The organism is Flavobacterium buctense (assembly GCF_014486695.1).
Classification (GTDB): domain Bacteria; phylum Bacteroidota; class Bacteroidia; order Flavobacteriales; family Flavobacteriaceae; genus Flavobacterium; species Flavobacterium buctense.
In genome coordinates this window covers 1-361 of the sequence record NZ_JACTAB010000037.1, presented here as the reverse complement: position 1 = coordinate 361, position 361 = coordinate 1, and the positions used below count along the sequence as shown (strand labels likewise).

Below are 361 nucleotides of genomic sequence, written 5' to 3'. Positions count from 1 at the left end.
ATTGGTATTGATGGATGAAAAATTCAATACAGTAAAAGAAACGGTTTCTGATGCTCAAGGTAAATATGAATTCACAGAAGTAGAATGTGGTACAAAATACTATGTCAGAGCTTCTCTTGAAGATTATGAAACCAAAGAAGTGCCGGTTATCATCGGTTCTGAATCAGGAAAAACAGAGTTGAATATCGAACTTAAAACTAAAACTTGTCGCGTGAAAATTGGTGACGATTTAGCCGATTGTTTCAAAATAAACATCATCTACTTCGACTTAGACAAATGGAATATCCGTCCGGATGCTGCAGTGGATTTAGCTAAATTGTTAGATGTATTGAACCAAAACCCAACGATGAAAATCAATATT

General features: G+C 34.6%; 1 protein-coding gene. It reads left to right on the top strand.

Translation table 11 applies throughout. The features are described 5' to 3' along the window. Nucleotides 1–361, top strand: a 361-nt coding sequence (locus ICG50_RS13055) for a carboxypeptidase-like regulatory domain-containing protein (protein WP_484489530.1), incomplete at both ends; no start/stop codon positions are given.